General features: G+C 46.5%; 12 protein-coding genes. 2 read left to right on the top strand and 10 right to left on the bottom strand.

From position 1 onward, the window contains the following. Positions 1-14: 14 nt before the first annotated feature. The 7 genes from U0033_RS04910 to U0033_RS04880 form a co-directional block, all read right to left on the bottom strand. A complete protein-coding gene (locus U0033_RS04910; RefSeq protein ID WP_072363697.1) occupies positions 15-3,281 on the bottom strand; it encodes a TonB-dependent receptor in 3,267 nt (1,088 codons plus the stop codon). A 251-nt stretch (positions 3,282-3,532) separates the two neighbouring features. Next, positions 3,533-4,483: a FecR family protein gene (locus U0033_RS04905; protein ID WP_072363698.1), complete on the bottom strand. Its 951-nt coding sequence runs from the start codon at positions 4,481-4,483 to the stop codon at positions 3,533-3,535. Positions 4,484-4,775: 292 nt separating this feature from the next. Continuing rightward, entirely contained in the window at positions 4,776-5,324 is a 549-nt protein-coding gene (locus U0033_RS04900) for an RNA polymerase sigma-70 factor (protein WP_218164074.1), read from the bottom strand. A 349-nt stretch (positions 5,325-5,673) separates the two neighbouring features. Then, the gene (locus tag U0033_RS04895; protein WP_072363700.1) at positions 5,674-6,231 is read right to left on the bottom strand and encodes a lipocalin family protein; all 558 of its coding nucleotides are present in this window, start codon (positions 6,229-6,231) and stop codon (positions 5,674-5,676) included. A gap of 141 nt (positions 6,232-6,372) precedes the next feature. Continuing rightward, entirely contained in the window at positions 6,373-7,899 is a 1,527-nt protein-coding gene (locus U0033_RS04890; protein ID WP_072363701.1) for a RagB/SusD family nutrient uptake outer membrane protein, read from the bottom strand. A 23-nt stretch (positions 7,900-7,922) separates the two neighbouring features. Beyond that, a complete protein-coding gene (locus U0033_RS04885) occupies positions 7,923-10,997 on the bottom strand; it encodes a SusC/RagA family TonB-linked outer membrane protein (RefSeq protein WP_072363702.1) in 3,075 nt (1,024 codons plus the stop codon). A 288-nt stretch (positions 10,998-11,285) separates the two neighbouring features. Next, positions 11,286-11,852 carry a response regulator transcription factor gene (locus U0033_RS04880; protein ID WP_177318678.1) on the bottom strand — a complete coding sequence of 189 codons (567 nt, stop codon included), beginning with the start codon at positions 11,850-11,852 and terminating at the stop codon, positions 11,286-11,288. A gap of 430 nt (positions 11,853-12,282) precedes the next feature. Between U0033_RS04880 and U0033_RS04875 the strand changes: the two genes are divergently transcribed. After that, the gene (locus tag U0033_RS04875; RefSeq protein ID WP_072363704.1) at positions 12,283-12,696 is read left to right on the top strand and encodes an EamA family transporter; all 414 of its coding nucleotides are present in this window, start codon (positions 12,283-12,285) and stop codon (positions 12,694-12,696) included. A 62-nt stretch (positions 12,697-12,758) separates the two neighbouring features. Here the strand turns inward: U0033_RS04875 and U0033_RS04870 are convergent, their stop codons facing one another. The 3 genes from U0033_RS04870 to U0033_RS04860 all read right to left on the bottom strand — a co-directional run bounded on the left by U0033_RS04870 (position 12,759) and on the right by U0033_RS04860 (position 15,455). Further along, positions 12,759-14,003, bottom strand: coding sequence for a sensor histidine kinase (locus tag U0033_RS04870; protein WP_072363705.1), 1,245 nt, complete (start codon positions 14,001-14,003; stop codon positions 12,759-12,761). Next, positions 14,000-14,677 (bottom strand): response regulator transcription factor, encoded by a 678-nt coding sequence (locus tag U0033_RS04865; protein ID WP_072363706.1) that lies wholly within the window; start codon positions 14,675-14,677, stop codon positions 14,000-14,002. The genes U0033_RS04870 and U0033_RS04865 overlap by 4 nt, the downstream gene beginning before the upstream one ends. Before the next feature lie 358 nt (positions 14,678-15,035). Continuing rightward, positions 15,036-15,455, bottom strand: coding sequence for a PNPOx family protein (locus U0033_RS04860; protein ID WP_072363707.1), 420 nt, complete (start codon positions 15,453-15,455; stop codon positions 15,036-15,038). 317 nt (positions 15,456-15,772) lie between these two features. Here U0033_RS04860 and U0033_RS04855 point away from each other — a divergent pair, with 317 nt between their 5' ends. Then, complete coding sequence (locus U0033_RS04855) at positions 15,773-17,614, top strand: glycoside hydrolase family 2 protein (protein ID WP_072363708.1); 1,842 nt, start codon at positions 15,773-15,775, stop codon at positions 17,612-17,614. Positions 17,615-17,620: the final 6 nt, after the last annotated feature.

The following is a 17,620-nucleotide window of genomic DNA, read 5'->3' as shown; positions in this document are numbered from 1 at the left end:
ATCTCTCTGCTTTTTTATAATGATAAATTCAGGCCTACAGTCAAAGTACGCAGCTGTGGTACAGCAATGTACTGACCGGTACCCAATCCAGGGAATGTACCCGGCTGGGTGGTTTCAGGATCCAGTGTATACTTTTGCTTTGCCCATGTATAGAGGTTCTGGCCTCTTGCATAGATCGATGCATTGGCAATTCTGGCTTTGCTTAACCATTTTCCTGGCAGATTGTAAGTCAGGCTCAAAGTCTTGAACTTGAGGTAAGATGCGTTGCCCCAGTTTGCATCAGAGGTAGCATAGTAGTAATAGTTAGAAGAATAATTCTTACTTGCTCCCGGGTAATTGCTGGCATCACCCGCGTTGTGCCAGCGGTTCAGCACCGCCGTACTCTGGTTGGTCATATCGTATCCGAAAGGATAGAAGTAAGTATTCAGCGTATTGTTCAGGTAGTAGTTCCTGTGGTTGAACTGGAAGGTGAAGTCCAGCGTAAGGCCCTTGTAGGAGATAGAGTTGGTCAGACCACCATAATAAGGAACACCTACATTGCTCATATGCCTGTCAGCAGAATTGATACTACCATCTTTATTTACATCTTCCAGCACCGGTGCACCCGTGGTCGGATCTACACCTGTGAAGTGATACAGGTACTGTGCATCGAGTGATTTACCAATGGCATATGTCGTAGCATAGCTGGAGTTCTCCAGGTTGTCAAATGCCAGCAGTTTATTCTGGTTGATGGTCATGTTCAGGGTGGTGGTCCATGACACATCTTTCGTTGCAATATTGGTAGTGCTCAGCTCAAACTCCCAGCCTTTATTCTGGATAGTAGCGGGAAGGTTACCAGAGTAGGAGTTCACACCAATCTGCATAGAGGTAGTGATATATGCGAGCATGTTAGTCGTCCTGTTCTGGTAGTAATCTGCTTTCAGCATGATCCGGTCTTTCAGGAAACCCAGTTCCAGTGCTACATCCAGCTTTTTGGTAGTTTCCCATTTCAGGTCCGGGTTGGCAATACCATTGGCAACCATGGCAGAGGTGCCCATGTATGAATAAGTAGAACCCAGGGTAGAATACAGTGGTGTATAGAGATAGTTGGCGATCTGGTCGTTACCTGTTACACCATAACTGGCGCGCAGTTTACCAAAGCTGACTGGCTTTATATCTTTCATAAAATCTTCCTGTGAGAAGATCCATGCTGCACCCAATGCACCAAAGGAACCAAACTGGTTGTTCACGCCGAAGCGGGAAGAGCCATCACGCCTGAAAGTACCATCCATGTAGTATTTCTCCTTGTAGTTGAAATTGAAGCGACCAAAACCCGCAGCATATTTATACAGGGAATAGTTGTAACTATATACGATCACTGAACTGGCGGCACTGATGGCATGTAACAGTGCTTCGCTGCTGAACCCTGTACCTCTCAGCGTTGTGCTGGTGGCTTTTGTCTGCTGGAAGGTAGTACCACCAATCAGTTGCAGGTGCGCATCCCCAAAAGATTTGTTGTATTCCAGGAAAGGCTCTGCGATCCAGTTGTCATTTTTACCTTTGGAATCCATCAGCTGGTTATTGCTAATCGCAGTAGAATTCACTGAGCGGTTCGGTTGTATATTCTGTTGTTCCAGGTTGGTTTGTGTGAAACCGAGATTGACTTTAATAGCCAGTTCCTTCAGGATATTGTAGCGCAGGTTCAGGTCAGTGATCATGTTATAGGTCTGACCAGTATACTTTTGCAACAGCAGGGCCGCAGGGTTTTTGCCTACAGGGAGGTCCCAGTTGAAGGTGCCATCAGCATTGTATGGATTGTAGTTTGGTGGCAGGTTGTACACGGATGACAGGTCTGTTTTAGGCATGTCACTCTTCATGTAAGTATAATTGGCGGAAAGAGAGATGTTGAACCTGTTGTCCTTACTACTATGACTGGCATTGATCCTGTTGGAGAAAGTGATGGTATTGTTCTCACCCGGGAATACTGTACCTTCTTTACGGTAGGAGGTAGAGTAGAGGAAAGTATTCTGTGCATTACCACCTGAAATGGAGGCCATGGCACTGGTGTTTTTTGCTTTACCACCGATAGCCCATTTCTGCCAGTCGGTATAGGCCGTCTGGTCCCATTTGGTCAGGTCATAATCAGTCGCACCCGGTGTAGTACCTGCATTGGTAATGGCTTCTTTACGCATGCCCAGGTATTGTTCCGTATTCAGCATAGGGATGAAGCGGCTTACCTGGCCAATACCATGACTTACGTTTGCACTGATCCTGGTATTGCCATGACTCCCTTTCTTGGTAGTGATCAGTACTACACCATTCGCACCTTTGGAACCATAGATGGCGGTTGCATCCGCATCTTTCAGTACATCGATCCTTTCGATATCTTCGGGGGCGATCATGCTGAAAGGGCTCAGGCTTCCACTTGCGCCACTGATACCATAACTATTGAGGGCATCAGAAGCGGGTATACTACCATTGAACAAAGTGAAAGGCACACCATCTACCACATACAAAGGCAGGTAGCCACTCAGGATGCTGGCATTACCGCGAATGCGCACACGAACACCGCCACCAGGCAAACCATTGTCCTGCGTGATCTCCATACCTGCTACGTGACCCTGCAGGGCAGTAAGCGGGTTGGACACGGTCTGCACAGCAATCTGGTCTGCTTTGATAGAACTTACCGCACCGGTATTGTTCCTTTTGGTAGTAGCGCTATAACCCAGTACCTGTACTTCGTTCAGACTACTGAAACTGCGTACCATTGTTACGGGGAAAGAGCGCCTGCCCTTGACAGGTACTTCCAGCGTGGCATACCCCACGATACTGAAGATCAGCACACTGTTATCATCAGCTGCAATAGAGTAATGACCATACTGGTCAGCAGCCGTATATTTGTTAGCGTTCTTTACACGAATAGTGGCCCCGGGAATCGGTTCGCCGGTTTCATCTTTTACAATACCGCTCACAACGGCCGGCTGTGGCGCTGCGGTATCTCTTGCGGCAGCAATCATTTTCTTTTCCTGCAGTATGATCTTGGCACCCTTGTCTACATAAACGAGGTTTGTACCGTTCAGGATCAGATCCAGGATCTGTGCCACAGAGCGGGTACCATTACTGATCGTAATCTTCCTGTCCTTATTCAGTAAAGTGGAAGAATAGAAAATGCTGAAACCTGATTGTTCCTGCAGTTTTTCCAGGCTAGCCTTCAGGTTTGCATCATGCACCTCGAAACTGATCATCGTTTCCCGGATGCTTTGACCGGCTGCATGTTTAGATGCAAAAAGGTTGAAGCACATGACAAAAAATAAGCATACACACACGCTGACTCTCATGATAAACAATAAAATTGGTTGCGTTTTTTCTTTTGGCAATGGGTGCACGATCCCCTCTTGCAAAAGCTGAACTTTTGGCATAAATTTGAAGACGTTTAAATGATCAATTGTTTTTACGTGAAACTCCTCTCTGCTTTCCAAGGGCCTGAGGAGTTTTTTTGTGTGTTTACGTTTTTTTAATGCTGGTTGATTTTTGTCATTTTTAAGTTTTGATTTTAGTTGATCTGATTAAAACAAGCGGTGCCGTCCAGTTCTACCGTCCGTCCGTTGATTGTATACGTAGTCCCCATTGTTTGTGAGAGGATATCCAATACCTCGTTCAATGATTCTGTACCGGAGAACCGACCTGTAATAGGACAATGCTGTAGTGCCGGATTTTTGAATACAATGTTCACATCATACCTTCTGTCCAGTCTTTCTGCCAGTTGTCCGTAAGGCATGTCCTGGAACTGCATATCTGATTTTGCCCATGCGATAACCGATGCGGGGATGATTTTGACCTGCTGAATGTTGTTGGTGTGTTGATTATAAACCACCTGCTGATTGGGCGTCAGGATGGTTTTCTGCTGCCTGGCGTCAGTGACCTGCACCTTACCACTAATGACAGAAACAGAGACACTGTCAGTGCTCCATGTTTTTATATTGAGAGAGGTACCTAATACGGTAGTAGATACCCGGCCGGTATGAATAATGAATGGTTGTGCAGGGTGGGAGGCGATGTCAAAATAGGCTTCGCCTTCCAGTGTAACAACGCGGTTGCTGCCATTTTGCTGGTAGTCTATTTTACTGCCCGGGTGCAAAACAACCTTGCTGCTATCGGGCAGGTAAATGAAACGGTTCTCGCTGGCAGCAGCGGGAATGTTAGCGACGAGATTTGTATTTTCCGGCTTTTTAGACCAGTTTATATACAAAAAGGTACCCAACAGGCATGCGGCCGCCAGCGAGGCAAATAAGGCCAGGGAAGGCCGCTTTTTGCGTTGAATACGGGCAGTGAGATAGACGTGCATGTCCTGACCTGCAGCAGCTTCCTGGGCATCGGTCATAGGAAACGGATCCGCTTCCCCGGAGAAATCCCTGTACCAGCTATTGAGCGCCTCCTCCTCTGCAGGAGTGGCTGTACGATCTATGTATTTTTGTATAAGGAGGTCCAGGCGATTTCTGTCCATGCTGTATCAGGTCGTTATACTACTATGTACCTTAACTCCCCCCTTTACCCTTAGTGGGTGGGGGAATTTTTTTTAGGGGAGGTGGCGGCTTTGGAAAAGGCTGAAAATTAAGGTGTTGGGTGAGGGGCCTGTGATAAGTAATGATTGCAGGGGGGTGAAATAAATAAAATGGAGGAGGTAGCGGAGAGATTCCTGGGAAAATAAAACGGTACCGGTTTTTGCAACAAATAAGATGTAGCAACCAGCGAAGATATTCCAGGAAAATTAAATCGATTTTAACCGACACCAACCCTTAAATGAAAAACAGCATATTAATATGCCGCAGGTTGAGGCGAATGGTACGCAGGGCTTTCGTAAGATGTGCCTCCGCAGTCTTTTCTGAAATATTCATCGCACCAGCTATCTGCTGGTTACTTTTCCCCTCCACACGACTCAGTTTATACACCTGCCTGCATTTTTCAGGCAGTTTTTCTACAATCCCATTGATATAATCGTCCAGCAAACGGGCATAGATCTTCTCCTCATCCGCATTGTGTGTGGAGCGGAATATGCTGTGCAGGATATTCTTCCGGCGCTGTTGCTGGTGGTAATGCTTGAATACGGAAAACTTAATGGCCGTAGCCAGGTAGTGGGAGAGCTCCCTGATTTCCAGGCTTTCCCGCCTGTCCCAGAGCTTAATCAGTACCTCCTGCACAATCTCCTTGGCAGAAGATTCATCATAGGTATGCTTCCAGGCAATGGCCAGCAACTGCTGCCAGTACCGGTGGTATATTTCAGTAAAAGCAGCCTCATCCCCCCTTGCCATGGAGGTGAGTAGCTCACTGTCACTGAAATGTTGCATAGTCATGAGTTGAAAATAGTAAAAATATTGACAAAAGTAATGAAATCTACTAAAATGGTAGAGTAATAATAGGAGTATAATGCGTCTATAGGTAAGATTCCATTCATCTAAATCATTATACCATCATTATGGGGGAAATAAATATAATGAAGCCCCTGGAATTACCTGAAAATATTTTTATCCATCACGCACCCTGAAAAAAGGATTGGCTCATAAATAAAAGTAGCCGCTGAGAATTGCTTAAACGAGTACCCGACTCCACCAGGAATACGAATATGAAGAGGCTATATCGAACTTATAATACAGCCCTTTTATGACAGGATAACGATGATATGCACCTATATCTCAACTAAACCACACTATGGTCTGTCCATATCAGCTCACCAGTTTTGAAGCCGATTTGCCGCGCTAATTCCAGGTAATTTTCTCTAATGTGTTCGGGAATTTCAGTATCCCTGCCCAGGATCCACATATAATTAAGGTTATCGCCCACCACCAGGGCATAACGATAGTCGTCGTCCACCGCAATCACATTGTAGCCCGCATAGAACGGACCGAAAAAGGAGACCTTTAGCCTGCCTACTTCCGGACTACCCACAAATTTTGCCTTGCCCACACTTTCTTTCCATTCCTGGTTTTTGTAGTTATAGCCCTTATTATCCACCCGGATCGTACCATTTTCATTCTTACTGTAGGTCGCCGTCACATTATTCATGTTTTTCTCGAACTTATAGTCCAGGCGGGCTATTTCATACCATTTACCCAGGTACTTTTCTGCATCAAAAGGGCTTACAGCTTTTGCGCCACGGGGAATAGATACACTGGTCAATGATTTATAAAGGACCAGGCCGGCTACAACACCAGCTCCTGCCAGGAACGCGATGGGGAGTTTTGAAGGTTTTGACATATTGTTTGTTTGACTACCTAATGTAAATCAAAATTGATGCCTGTGAAAAAAAAGAGCGCCTGGATCAAAAGTAGCGGCATACTAACCTGCTGTAACCCGGATCGAAACCGGGTAATTTTACTTTTGATCCAGGCGCTTTAATTACCAGTTACTGTTCTGTATCATCTCCGGGTTTGAATTGATCTCGTCCTGTGGGATCGGGAAGAACTCATGCTTCGGTGATACAAAGTACAACTTACCCACCTTGTCACTATTCGCAATCTCATTTTTCAGTATTCCCCAGCGTTGTAAATCATAAAAACGCTGTCCTTCCCGGGCAAATTCCAAAAATCGCTGGTGCCGGATCTCTTTCATCATGTTTGCCTGGTCCAGGCCTGCCGCCAATGCGGGCAATCCCGCCCTGTTCCTGATCGCCGTAACATAAGGAACCGCATCCGCCGGTCTGCCCTGCATCGTTACACTTTCTGCCAGCAATAACAATACATCTGCATAGCGCATCGCCTTTTCATTGATGTCAGACATATCGTCCGATGCGCCGCTGCTCCCCGTCAGTTCCTCCGCCTGGTTATAGTTCTGGTATTTCTTATAATAAGACTTAAATCCGAAAGGCAGCGTATAGGCAGAAAACGGCTTCTTGTAAAATACCGCTCCCGGGTAATCCCAGAATAAGGTGGCATACATCCTGGAATCAAAATCACCACTGGTGGTTTTCTCCTGCTGAAACTCATTAAAGAGCTTGTCAGTCGGCGCCACTTCAAACCAGCCACTGGCCTCTGATGGCGCAAACTCCTGGGCTGTCGTCACCCCCAGTCCCTCATTGGCATTTTCACCCGCCCATGGATTGGTACCTCCTACATCCTGTACCTGTATTTCAAATAATGATTCCGCATTATTATCATTGGCCGCTGTAAAATTATCGCCATAGTTCGCCAGCAACTGGTAGCTAAAAGGTGCCGTGGTCAGTTGTTTCAAAGTACTCTCTGCCTTGGCCCAGTCTTTCGTATATACATACGATTTACCCAGGAAACCCAGTGCTGCACCCTTCGTTGCACGGCCACGATTGGCGTTATCATAACTCATCGGCAGATCTGCTGCTGCTTCGGAGAAGTCTTTGATCACCTGTGCCCATACATCGGCAGCGGGCGACTTGGCCACGAAATATTCCGCCGTAGATGCCGGGATCGTGGTACGTAGCGGCACATCGCCGAAATTGATCACAAGCACGTATTCATTCAATCCCCGGATGAATTTTGCTTCGGCGATGTATGCTTTCTTTGCCTCCGCAGAAAGTCCGCTTACACCATCGATATGCACCAATATCTGGTTGGCACGGAAAATAGCACGGTAGGCTACATTCCATACATTCGTAGACGCTGAATTGTCCGGCGTATTCGTGAAGGTCGATAACTGGTACAGGTAAGGCACATCATTCCTGATAAAGAAATCATCCCCTCTGCCATTGGAAAGTTCTACGCCTCTTACGCCCCAGAATCCTCCGTCCACGTTTTTAAACAGGGCATAAGTGGCTGCCAGCGCGCTTTTTACATCATCTTCTGTTTTCCAGTAAGTCTCCGTAGTAATTTGATTTGGATTGGTCAGTTCCAGTGATGTCTTCGAACAGCTGGCCAGGAGCACACCTGCAAGAAGAATATATGTTAGCTTATTCATAATGGTGTTCTTGTTTAGATGAATTAGAAGGATAATTGGATGCCGGCAGACAATACCCTGGCCAGTGGATACGCCACATGACCATAGTCTACGCCCCTGTCAAGGATAGTGCCGGTACGGCCAAGGTCCGGATTGAAGCCCTTATATTTTGTAATGGTGAATAGATTGTCTGCACTTACATAGGCTCTCAGGGAAGTGGTGTGCAGCTTAGCATTGATGAAATCAGGAACTGTATAGCCCAGTTGCAGGGTTTTCATTCGCAGGTATGAACCACTTTCCAGGAAGCGGGAAGAGGTCTGTGAGTTCAGGTTCGGATCATCAATCACAGCTCTCGGCATATCGGTATGGTGCGCCGGCGTCCATGCCTGCAGCGTGGTTTTGGCATAGTTGTATTCCAGGTTCATTCCTTCCATATCCTGTCTTACACCATTATAAATTTTATTACCTGATACACCCTGCAGGTATACATTCAGGTCGAAGTGATGGGCAGAGACATTGAAGCCGATACCGTATTCAAAATCCGGGAAGGGACTGCCCAGGTGTACGCGGTCTGCACTACTGATGATGCCGTCTCCATTGGCGTCCAGGAATTTGATATCACCAGGAGCCGCGTAAGGCTGGATCAGCTTACCGTTCTTGTCTTTGTAGGCATTGACTTCCTCTTGCGACTGAAAGATCCCTTCCGCTTTGATCAGGTAGAACCCCGTCACTTCTCCACCTGCTTCTGTCAATGTAGAAGAAGCGCCGTGATGCGTAGGCTGACCACCAAAGATCTGTTGCGTACCGGTACCCAGTTCGATCACCTTGTTTTTCACGGCAGAGATAGTACCGTATATATTATAATTGAAAGCACCGATATGGTTGGTATAATTCATACCGAGTTCAATCCCTTTGTTCTGGATGGTACCTGCATTCACGACAGGAGAGGTAGATGCGCCGGCAGAGCCAGGGATCGGCACATTCAGTAATACATCCGTTGTTTTCTTGAAGAAGTAATCCACGCTGGCATTCAGTGCTCCTTTCAGGAAACTGACATCTACACCCAGGTTGGTAGTAGCCGTATTTTCCCACTTGATGTTGGGAGAGGCGTAGGCGGTCTGGATCGCGCCAAACCATTTCTGCTGCGTAGCACCGAGCACGTAGTTGATATTCGAAGCGATGGCAGCACTATACTGGTAGTCGCCTATTTCCTGGTTACCCAGGATACCGTAACTGGCTCTCAGTTTCAGGGCTGATACAATCTTTGGGTCTACGTGCCAGAAATGTTCATTATGAATGTTCCAGCCAACAGCTACAGAAGGGAAATTACCATATCGGTTGGAAGCCGCAAAGCGGGAGGAACCATCGCGACGGAAGCTGGCCGTGAGCAGGTAACGGTTATCGTAAGTATAGATCACACGGCCTAACGTAGACAGCAGTACGCTTTCAGCACTGTTGCCACCCACAGTTGCGGTACCTGATGCGGCATCCAGTTCCTTGATACCATCGGGCAGGTTGGTTTTCGCCATGCGGTTGTAATTGTAGCGGGTCTTTTGATAGCTGTAGCCGGCCAAAGCCTGGATGGAATGCTTGCCAAAGTCCCTGTTAAAATTCAGGGTGTTCTCCAGCAATACCAGTTGGTTCCTTTCCTGTACACGGCTCATGTCGTTGGTCTTTTGCTGGAAGAGATCACCTGCTACGTGGCGGCGCACATAATCATCTGTCGTGCCAAAGGAGGTAGTATAACCCAGGTTGAACCGGTATTTCAGGTAGGGGAGGATGGCGACCTCCGCATAGGCATTCGCGAGGAAGGAGGTCAGTTCATAGCTCACATCTTCGAGGTGCAGGATGGCCACGGGATTGGGTATATTTACTACGGAACCGGAAGGCCCGCTATAGCCACCAATGGCGTTTGCATCATAGATCTGGTACACGGGGATCATCTTCATGGCGGAGCCTACGGCATTACCTCCCTGGCCACCCCAGCCGGTGCTCATCTGGTTCCATTTTTCGCGGGTAGCGAGAAAGGTCTGGCCAAATTTAATGATGCCTTTGGTTGATTCTGTTTTTGCGCGTACACCGTAGCGTTTATAACCGGTCATGTCTACAATACCCCGCTGGTCGGTGTATTCACCGGATACGCTGTAGCGGGAGAAATCTGAACCGCCGGATGCGCTCAGGTAATATTGTTGAATAGGAGCCGTTTTGTAGATGGCTTTCTGCCAGTCAGTACCAGCGCCCAGGGAGGACGGATTAGCGGCTATATCGAGCCGTGGAAGGCCTGCGCCACCATTGCCGGCGTCGTGTGCTGCATTGCTCACGGTTGCCCATTCTTCTGCATTGAGCACTTCGTATTTTTTTGCCAGGGTCTGAGCGCCAAGATTGGTTCTGAAATTGAAGGCAGGTTTGCCTGCTTTACCGTTCCGGGTGGTCACCAGCACGACACCGTTGGCCGCACGGGAACCATAGATCGCAGCGGCCGAGGCATCTTTGAGCACATCCATACTTTCAATATCACCGGGGGCAATGTTGTTGATATTGGCTACCTGCACGCCATCCACGAGGTAGAGCGGGTTTGCATTATTGAGGGTACCTACGCCCCTGATAAGGATACGGGTACCGGAACCGGGATCGCCACCGGCCGATTCTACGCTTACCCCGGGGAGTTTACCCTGCAGGGAGCGGCCAATGTTGCTTACGCCCTCAGTTTTGATATCAGCGGCCTTGATAGACGCGATGGCACCGGTGAGGTCTTTCCTTTTCACGGTACCATAGCCAATGACCACCACTTCATTCAAGCCCGAGACTTTGGGTTTGAGGGATACATTGATAGTGGTCGTGTTGCCTACAGCTATTTCGGACAATTCGTATTCCATCGAGGTAAAGAGCAGGGTGCTGCCTGCGGGTGCATCGATGGTATACTGGCCTTTCTCGTCGGTGTAGGTGCCTTTTTGCGAGCCTTTGATCATGACGGCTGCTTTGAATACCGGGTTGTTTGTTTCGGCGTCAGTCACCTGGCCTGTGATCTTCTTCTGGGCACTGGCCAGAAAGGGAAAGAGCAACAGCATAAATAGAATAGGAGTTTTGCGCCGGGTCAGGCGCAGCGGGCTGTTTGTCATAAGGGAATTTAATTTAATTGATGAATTGGTTACAGTTGAATATTATTCGTCTGCCTGATGGCGGGTCAGGACATAGTTGTTTTATTGCGCGTTATAACATGGAATAATAGATGTACAATTGACACTTCTACAATGTAGATATATTTTTTTAAAAACAAAAGGAGCTGTCTCAAAAGTTAGAGACAGCTCCTTGTAGCCCGGGGATTCTTAAAAAACAGATCCCAATACCTTTTACTTACGAAACATGCTTCGTGCTTCCGTTCCTGGATAATTCACGGAGCCTTCAATTCAGGTTTGGTGATAATACATTTTGAAGAGTTCAGATTTGGTTTTAATACCCAGTTTGAAGAATATGTTCTTCATGTGGTATTGAATTGTATTGAGACTTAAATTCAATTGTGCCGCGATCGTTTTATACGGTAGCCCTTCCAATACAAGATCGGTGATCTCTTTTTCTTTTCTGGTCAGGTTGGAGCTGGATAATGGCTTTTCCGGTCTGTTACGGTAAAGCATATACCTGAAAAGCTGCTGACTGACCACTGGTTGATCATACTCCAGCATATGCACCAGTTTTCGGTTGATGTTGTGGAACAGGTCCGTTTTCAGCAGGTAACCATCCGCGCCTTTTTCAAAAGCACGTTGTATCACCTGCGGATTTTCATCAGGTGTCATCACTACCAGCAGCATAGCTGGTTGCATAGACTTCAAAAGCTGGATCTCTTCCATACGCTGTTGGGTGTCCGGCGGCATGCCCAGTAGTAAGAGATGGGGTTGTTGCTGCATAAAACTTTGTGCAGCGATTGTTGTTGCGGTGTGTAAACATACGGAAAGATCTGTGTGTCTTGAGATGTTCATAACTAGCTCATGGCGGTAATTAGTATCTTCTTCGATTACTCCTACCTTGAACCTTGGGGACATTGACTGTTGCATCATTTACTTGGATTGAGGGTTTTCTTTTTTCAGGGTTCGGTTATGATTACAAATATCAGATTTTCTCCAGAATTGTCCTATACTTTTATTTTTCGGATTAGGGGGTATCCTTAGCAGTTATAAGACTGGCAGCAGGATTTGGGGGATTGTCGGGGCAACAGATAATTGAAATTATTAAATGATAGTACCCGTATCCGTTACCTGTTTTTGCCCTGTTCGTTTCTGCCATCGTTTGCAGTATCGGTATGTATCAGCTGGTTAGGTAGGCTGTTCTTCCTGGGTTGTGGTTGCAGGGTGGGTTTGTATGACCTGCTCACGCATACTACTTTTCCTGACTTTTGAATTTATTTAGATTATGTGGAGATATTACGCGCTTCTTTCGGCGCTTTTCGCAGGCCTTACCGCTGTTCTGGCCAAGTTCGGGTTACAGGGTATCAATAGTAACCTGGCTACTGCGATCCGAACTGTAGTGATCCTGGTTATTGCCTGGGGGATTGTGTTCGCAGGTGGGGAAGCGAAGGACCTGCAGGCATTGACAAAGCGGCATCTCTTATTTTTAACCCTGAGTGGTGTGGCCACAGGGCTTTCCTGGATCTTTTATTTCAAGGCGCTTGCGATTGGCCCGGTGTCGAAAGTGGCGCCGATCGATAAATTGAGTGTGGCGATAGCGATCGTGCTTTCTGCTGTCCTGCTCAAAGAAAGTCTCGATTATAAAACGGTTGTGGGGGCGGTACTGATTATGGCGGGCACCTTTGTGTTGATTCGGTAATGTCTGCATACCACATAGAACTGTAACTGCAGTATTCGTATACCCACATAAACCTTTAGTGTTTATACCGTAAAGGTAATTGTAAATATATGTAAGCCGTCTTCAAAATCATAGGCCACATTAAAACCGGAGGCCGTACATATCTGTTGTATCACGGCCAGTCCAAGCCCATTACTGGTACTACTGTTTGACGGGTTATAAAACCGCTGGAACAAATGCTTCCGGTTCAGTGCCGCTGGATGACCCGTATTTGAAATACAAAGCCGGTGCTGTTTTAAGGTAATATGAATATGCCCGTTTTCATAATTATGACGGGTTGCATTACTGAACAGGTTATTGAGCAATAGTTCTATCAGCTCCTTATTGGTATGTAACTGTATGGGCTGCACGTCCAGCGAGATATTCAGTGATTTATCCTGCCAGATCTCATTGAACTGGGCCGCTTTCTGTTTTACAATCTGCGTCAGGTCCACGATCGATTTATAGGTAAACTGTTCGTTTTCTATTTTTGTCAGCAACAGGAGTGACTGGTTCATGCGTGCCAGGCGGTCAAGTGCTTCAGAGGCACTTTGCAATGCATCAAACTGGTACTCCGTCAGGTTCTCTCCCTGCATCATCATTTCCAGTTTAGACCGGATGATCGAAAGCGGTGTCTGTAATTCATGGGAAGCATTCTCGGTAAATTCTTTCAATCTTTCATAATCCTGGATGGCCTTGGAAGTAGTGCGTTCCAGGATGCTGTTCATAAAAGCAAATTCATCGATCGTGCTGGATGGAAGGATTAGGGGCTCCCCGTTATTCACTTTGAAGCGTTGCAATAGATGGAGGGAGCTGTAAAACGGTTGCCAGAGTTTTTTAAGAATGGTACTGTTAATCAATACTGTCAGTAGCAGTACCAGTAAGATGGTACAAAAAGTAATCGTAAATACGGTTTGGGTGATGTGCTCTGTCGCCTCCAGCGATTTCCGCACCTTTATATTATACCATTCATCGCCTACCTGTATGGCAAAGCATAATTGCCGGTAGTTCTCATTATTGCTGGCTTTGACCGTTTTGAATTTTTCTTTTTCATAGGGTTTGCCTGCTTTCTCGATGATGGTCTCCTGGTCCTTCACTTCCACCGGCGTAAAAAGTTTCCCATGAATGGCTACATAATTGGTGATCTCCCGTTGTTCAATCCGCAGGTCTTCATCCATTTGTTTTAATAAGGTCAGGTGAAGGGCAAAGAAGAAGGCAATACCCGACAATAGAAAGATCGCAATCGTAGAAAGCAGGTTGATGCGGTTATACCGGGTCAGGAGTTTCATGAAAGGGATAATTTGTAGCCCATACCATATACGGACTTGATGTAATCGGGGCAGCCTGACTGCACGAGTTTCCTGCGCAGGTTCTTAATATGACTGTACAGGAAATCATAACTGCCGGAGAGATCCATTTCATCTCCACAGATATGTTCTGCAATCGCGCTCTTACTGATCACCTTATTCTTGTTGCTGATAAAATATAATAAGAGATCGTATTCCTTTCTCGTCAGGTCGATCGCCCTTTCATTGACAATCGCGGTTTTATCACCCAGGTTTAATTGCAGCTCTTCGAAAACGATGATAGTATTGCCATTGAATGATTTTCGCCTGATAATGGCAGCTACACGGGCCGACAATTCCGGCAGGTGAAAAGGCTTGGAGAGATAGTCATCCGCCCCGGCTTTAAGACCATATACCTTATCATCCAGGGAATTCCTGGCAGAGATGATCAGCACTCCATCGTTCTTATTATTCCTTTTCAATTCTCTCAATAACTCGAGCCCACTACCACCAGGCAGATTAATGTCCAGGATAATGCACATGTAATCATACAGGGATATTTTTTCCATGGCCGTATCGAAGGTATCGGCGACCTCGCAAAGGAAGTTCTCATCAGCCAGGTACTGGCAAATGCTATCTGAAAGATTTTTCTCGTCCTCTATAATTAATACTTTCATGCAAGGTCATTTCTGCTACCTGCGAATGTAATGTGGAAAACTGTAGAAATTCTGTAGGAGCCTGCGTTTATACCTGGTAGTGTTTGCTATGGATATTGCCCTGGGAGACGGCAATTATTCCATATTTATTGCTATTGGGGGAGGGGATTTTTGCGGTTAATACAGGGGGATTTAAATAGTGTACAGAATGATTTTGGGGTGTTGATGGAGGGTAAGATTTTTCAATGCTGCATCTCAATAGGGTGTGTCATAGGGTCACTGGCAAACTAATGACCAGGTGTGTCTCCACATCCTGGTCATGTAATAATTTCAGCGCCTTTACTGTATTCCGATTCGGCCACTAATGCCGAAGATAATCTTATTCAATGTTCCAGGTGTATTTGGTACCAAAGCCAGCAGAGTTGTCTGTTAGTTTCAATTCTGTAAAAGTGATCATCCACAGTGTTTCCTGGTGTTGTTTTGCCATAGGGAACTGTTGCATATAAATATCCATTGCATCCTTCGTGTTCACAATGGTCACCTTACCTGCATACTGCAATCCTTTTAACTGTGCCACGTCGCGGGTCTGATCACTTACCGTGCCTACTACATGGCTGTTTGCCAGCATCATGGCACCATGTCTCGTATTTATCTCAGAAGTCATGAACAGCAGTCTTTTCCGCTCATAGTCCACCGCATAGAACATATTGGCGGCCCAGATATCCCCGTTGTGATATCCTGTCAAACTCAGTACATGGTTGGAACGAATATAGTTCCAGATAATTGATTCCTGATTCATAAGTTCTTATTTATATCATTCAGCTAAGTAAGGAATCGCATCTATTTCCTTAAATGTTGCCCTTTGCGTTGCTGCTTTCAGATGCCAGGGTACTGTACAATCAAAGATTGTTTTCGTGGTAATATTGAAAAATCTCCCACACTACCCACCTCCTCCGACTTTATTCCCCATAATTCAAAGGTCGGAACTAGCCAGCAGACTGTTATGGACTAAAGTGCGAAAAAATAGGATTTTTCGCACATGCACACCTTTGCAAATTATTTTATACCTTTTGGGCTTATTTATTTCATGCACGTTATTACTCAGATCACGATTTTATGAAAAAGTTCACACTCTCTTTACTCATGCTAGGCAGCATGAGTTACGCTGTACACGCACAGCAAAACAGCTGGCATTTAATCAGGGACAGGATCGTTACGCCATGGGCAGAAAAGGTAGATCCGAATGCGCCTTTGCCGGAATATCCACGTCCACAGCTGGTGCGCGAGAATAGCTGGAAAAACCTGAACGGCTTATGGAGCTATGCTATCACCGCTGTATCACAGGATAAACCTGCAAAATATGAAGGTAGTATCCTCGTACCTTTTGCAGTAGAATCCGCGCTTTCCGGCGTTGGCCGCACGGTTGGCAAGGACAGCCTGTTATGGTACAATACAAACATCAGCATCCCTGCAACCATGAAAGGCAAGGAAATACTGCTGCATTTCGGGGCGGTTGACTGGCAGACAGAAGTATTTGTAAACGGTAAGAGTGCCGGCAAACACGAAGGGGGCTTCGATCCCTTCTCTTTCAATATCACGTCTCTGCTCAAGAGCGGCGCAAAACAGGACATCACCATCCGCGTTTGGGACCCTACTGATGATGGTCCTCAGCCACGTGGTAAACAGGTGAAGCAGCCGGAAGGGATCTGGTATACACCCGTAACCGGTATCTGGCAAACGGTTTGGCTGGAAGCCGTACCTAAGACTTATATCGCATCCACGAAAAACACACCTGATATTGATCATCACACCATCAGTGTAAATACCAATGTAGAAGGTGCACAGGCTGGTGACCAGGTAAAGGTCGAAGTACTGGATGGCGGCAATGTAGTGGCTACCCAGGAAGTAGCGCCTTCCGCTACCGCCGTACTGACCCTGCAGCAGGAAAAATTATGGTCTACTACACATCCCTACTTATATGACCTGAAGGTAACGCTTACACGTAAAGGGAAAACTGTAGATGCCGTGAAGAGTTATTTCGCGATGCGCAAAATCTCTATGGCACCAGATCAGAACGGCATTCAACGGATGATGCTGAACAACGAGTTCGTATTCCAATACGGCCCGCTGGACCAGGGTTGGTATCCTGACGGTCTGTATACTGCCGCTACACACGAGGCGATGATCTATGATATCGATCAACTGCAGAAGATGGGCTTTAATATGATCAGGAAACACATTAAACTGGAACCTGCTACGTACTACCGGTACTGTGATGAGAAAGGAATGTTGCTCTGGCAGGACATGCCAAGCGGCGACCTGGGCAATGGCTGGGAGAACAGACCAGGTATCCTGGATCATCAGACAGACAAGCAACGTACTGCTGAATCAGAAGGTTATTATCGTAAGGAATGGAATGCCATCATGGATGCAGCATACAATTTCCCTTGTATTGTTGTTTGGACACCATTCAACGAAGCATGGGGTCAGTTCAAAACTGTTGAGATCACTGAATGGACGATGAAGAAAGATCCCAGCAGGTTGGTGAATAGTGCGAGTGGTGGTAACTTCTACGAAACCGGGCATATTATTGACCTGCATAATTACCCTGCACCAGCTATGCCAAGGCCAGATTTATTTGGTAAAAAACAGGTACTGGTATTGGGTGAGTTTGGTGGTTTAGGATTGCCGCTGGAAGGTCATAACTGGCAGGGTAATAAGAACTGGGGCTACCAGTCATTCAAGAACAGCGAAGAGATGTTTAAGAAGTACCAGACATTTACAAAACGTTTGGCAGAGCTGATTCCGCTGGGATTGTCAGCTGCCGTGTATACACAGACAACGGATGTGGAAGGCGAGGTAAATGGTTTCATGACGTATGACAGGAAAGTAGATAAATTCCCTGTGCAGCAGTTGGGCGAAGACAACCGCAAACTGTACGAGATTAAAGTGAAGTAGATAATT

This window comes from Chitinophaga sancti (assembly GCF_034424315.1).
Taxonomy (GTDB): Bacteria; Bacteroidota; Bacteroidia; order Chitinophagales; family Chitinophagaceae; genus Chitinophaga; species Chitinophaga sancti.
This window is presented reverse-complemented; position numbering and strand designations above follow the sequence as displayed.

Bases quoted from the DNA above. Each gene is read 5' to 3' on its own strand.
- U0033_RS04910 (WP_072363697.1), bottom strand. From the start codon at position 3,281: ATGTGCTTCAACCTTTTTGCATCTAAACATGCAGCCGGTCAAAGCATC.
- U0033_RS04905 (WP_072363698.1), bottom strand. From the start codon at position 4,483: ATGGACAGAAATCGCCTGGACCTCCTTATACAAAAATACATAGATCGT.
- U0033_RS04900 (WP_218164074.1), bottom strand. From the start codon at position 5,324: ATGCAACATTTCAGTGACAGTGAGCTACTCACCTCCATGGCAAGGGGG.
- U0033_RS04895 (WP_072363700.1), bottom strand. From the start codon at position 6,231: ATGTCAAAACCTTCAAAACTCCCCATCGCGTTCCTGGCAGGAGCTGGT.
- U0033_RS04890 (WP_072363701.1), bottom strand. From the start codon at position 7,899: ATGAATAAGCTAACATATATTCTTCTTGCAGGTGTGCTCCTGGCCAGC.
- U0033_RS04885 (WP_072363702.1), bottom strand. From the start codon at position 10,997: ATGACAAACAGCCCGCTGCGCCTGACCCGGCGCAAAACTCCTATTCTA.
- U0033_RS04880 (WP_177318678.1), bottom strand. From the start codon at position 11,852: ATGAACATCTCAAGACACACAGATCTTTCCGTATGTTTACACACCGCA.
- U0033_RS04875 (WP_072363704.1), top strand. From the start codon at position 12,283: ATGTGGAGATATTACGCGCTTCTTTCGGCGCTTTTCGCAGGCCTTACC.
- U0033_RS04870 (WP_072363705.1), bottom strand. From the start codon at position 14,003: ATGAAACTCCTGACCCGGTATAACCGCATCAACCTGCTTTCTACGATT.
- U0033_RS04865 (WP_072363706.1), bottom strand. From the start codon at position 14,677: ATGAAAGTATTAATTATAGAGGACGAGAAAAATCTTTCAGATAGCATT.
- U0033_RS04860 (WP_072363707.1), bottom strand. From the start codon at position 15,455: ATGAATCAGGAATCAATTATCTGGAACTATATTCGTTCCAACCATGTA.
- U0033_RS04855 (WP_072363708.1), top strand. From the start codon at position 15,773: ATGAAAAAGTTCACACTCTCTTTACTCATGCTAGGCAGCATGAGTTAC.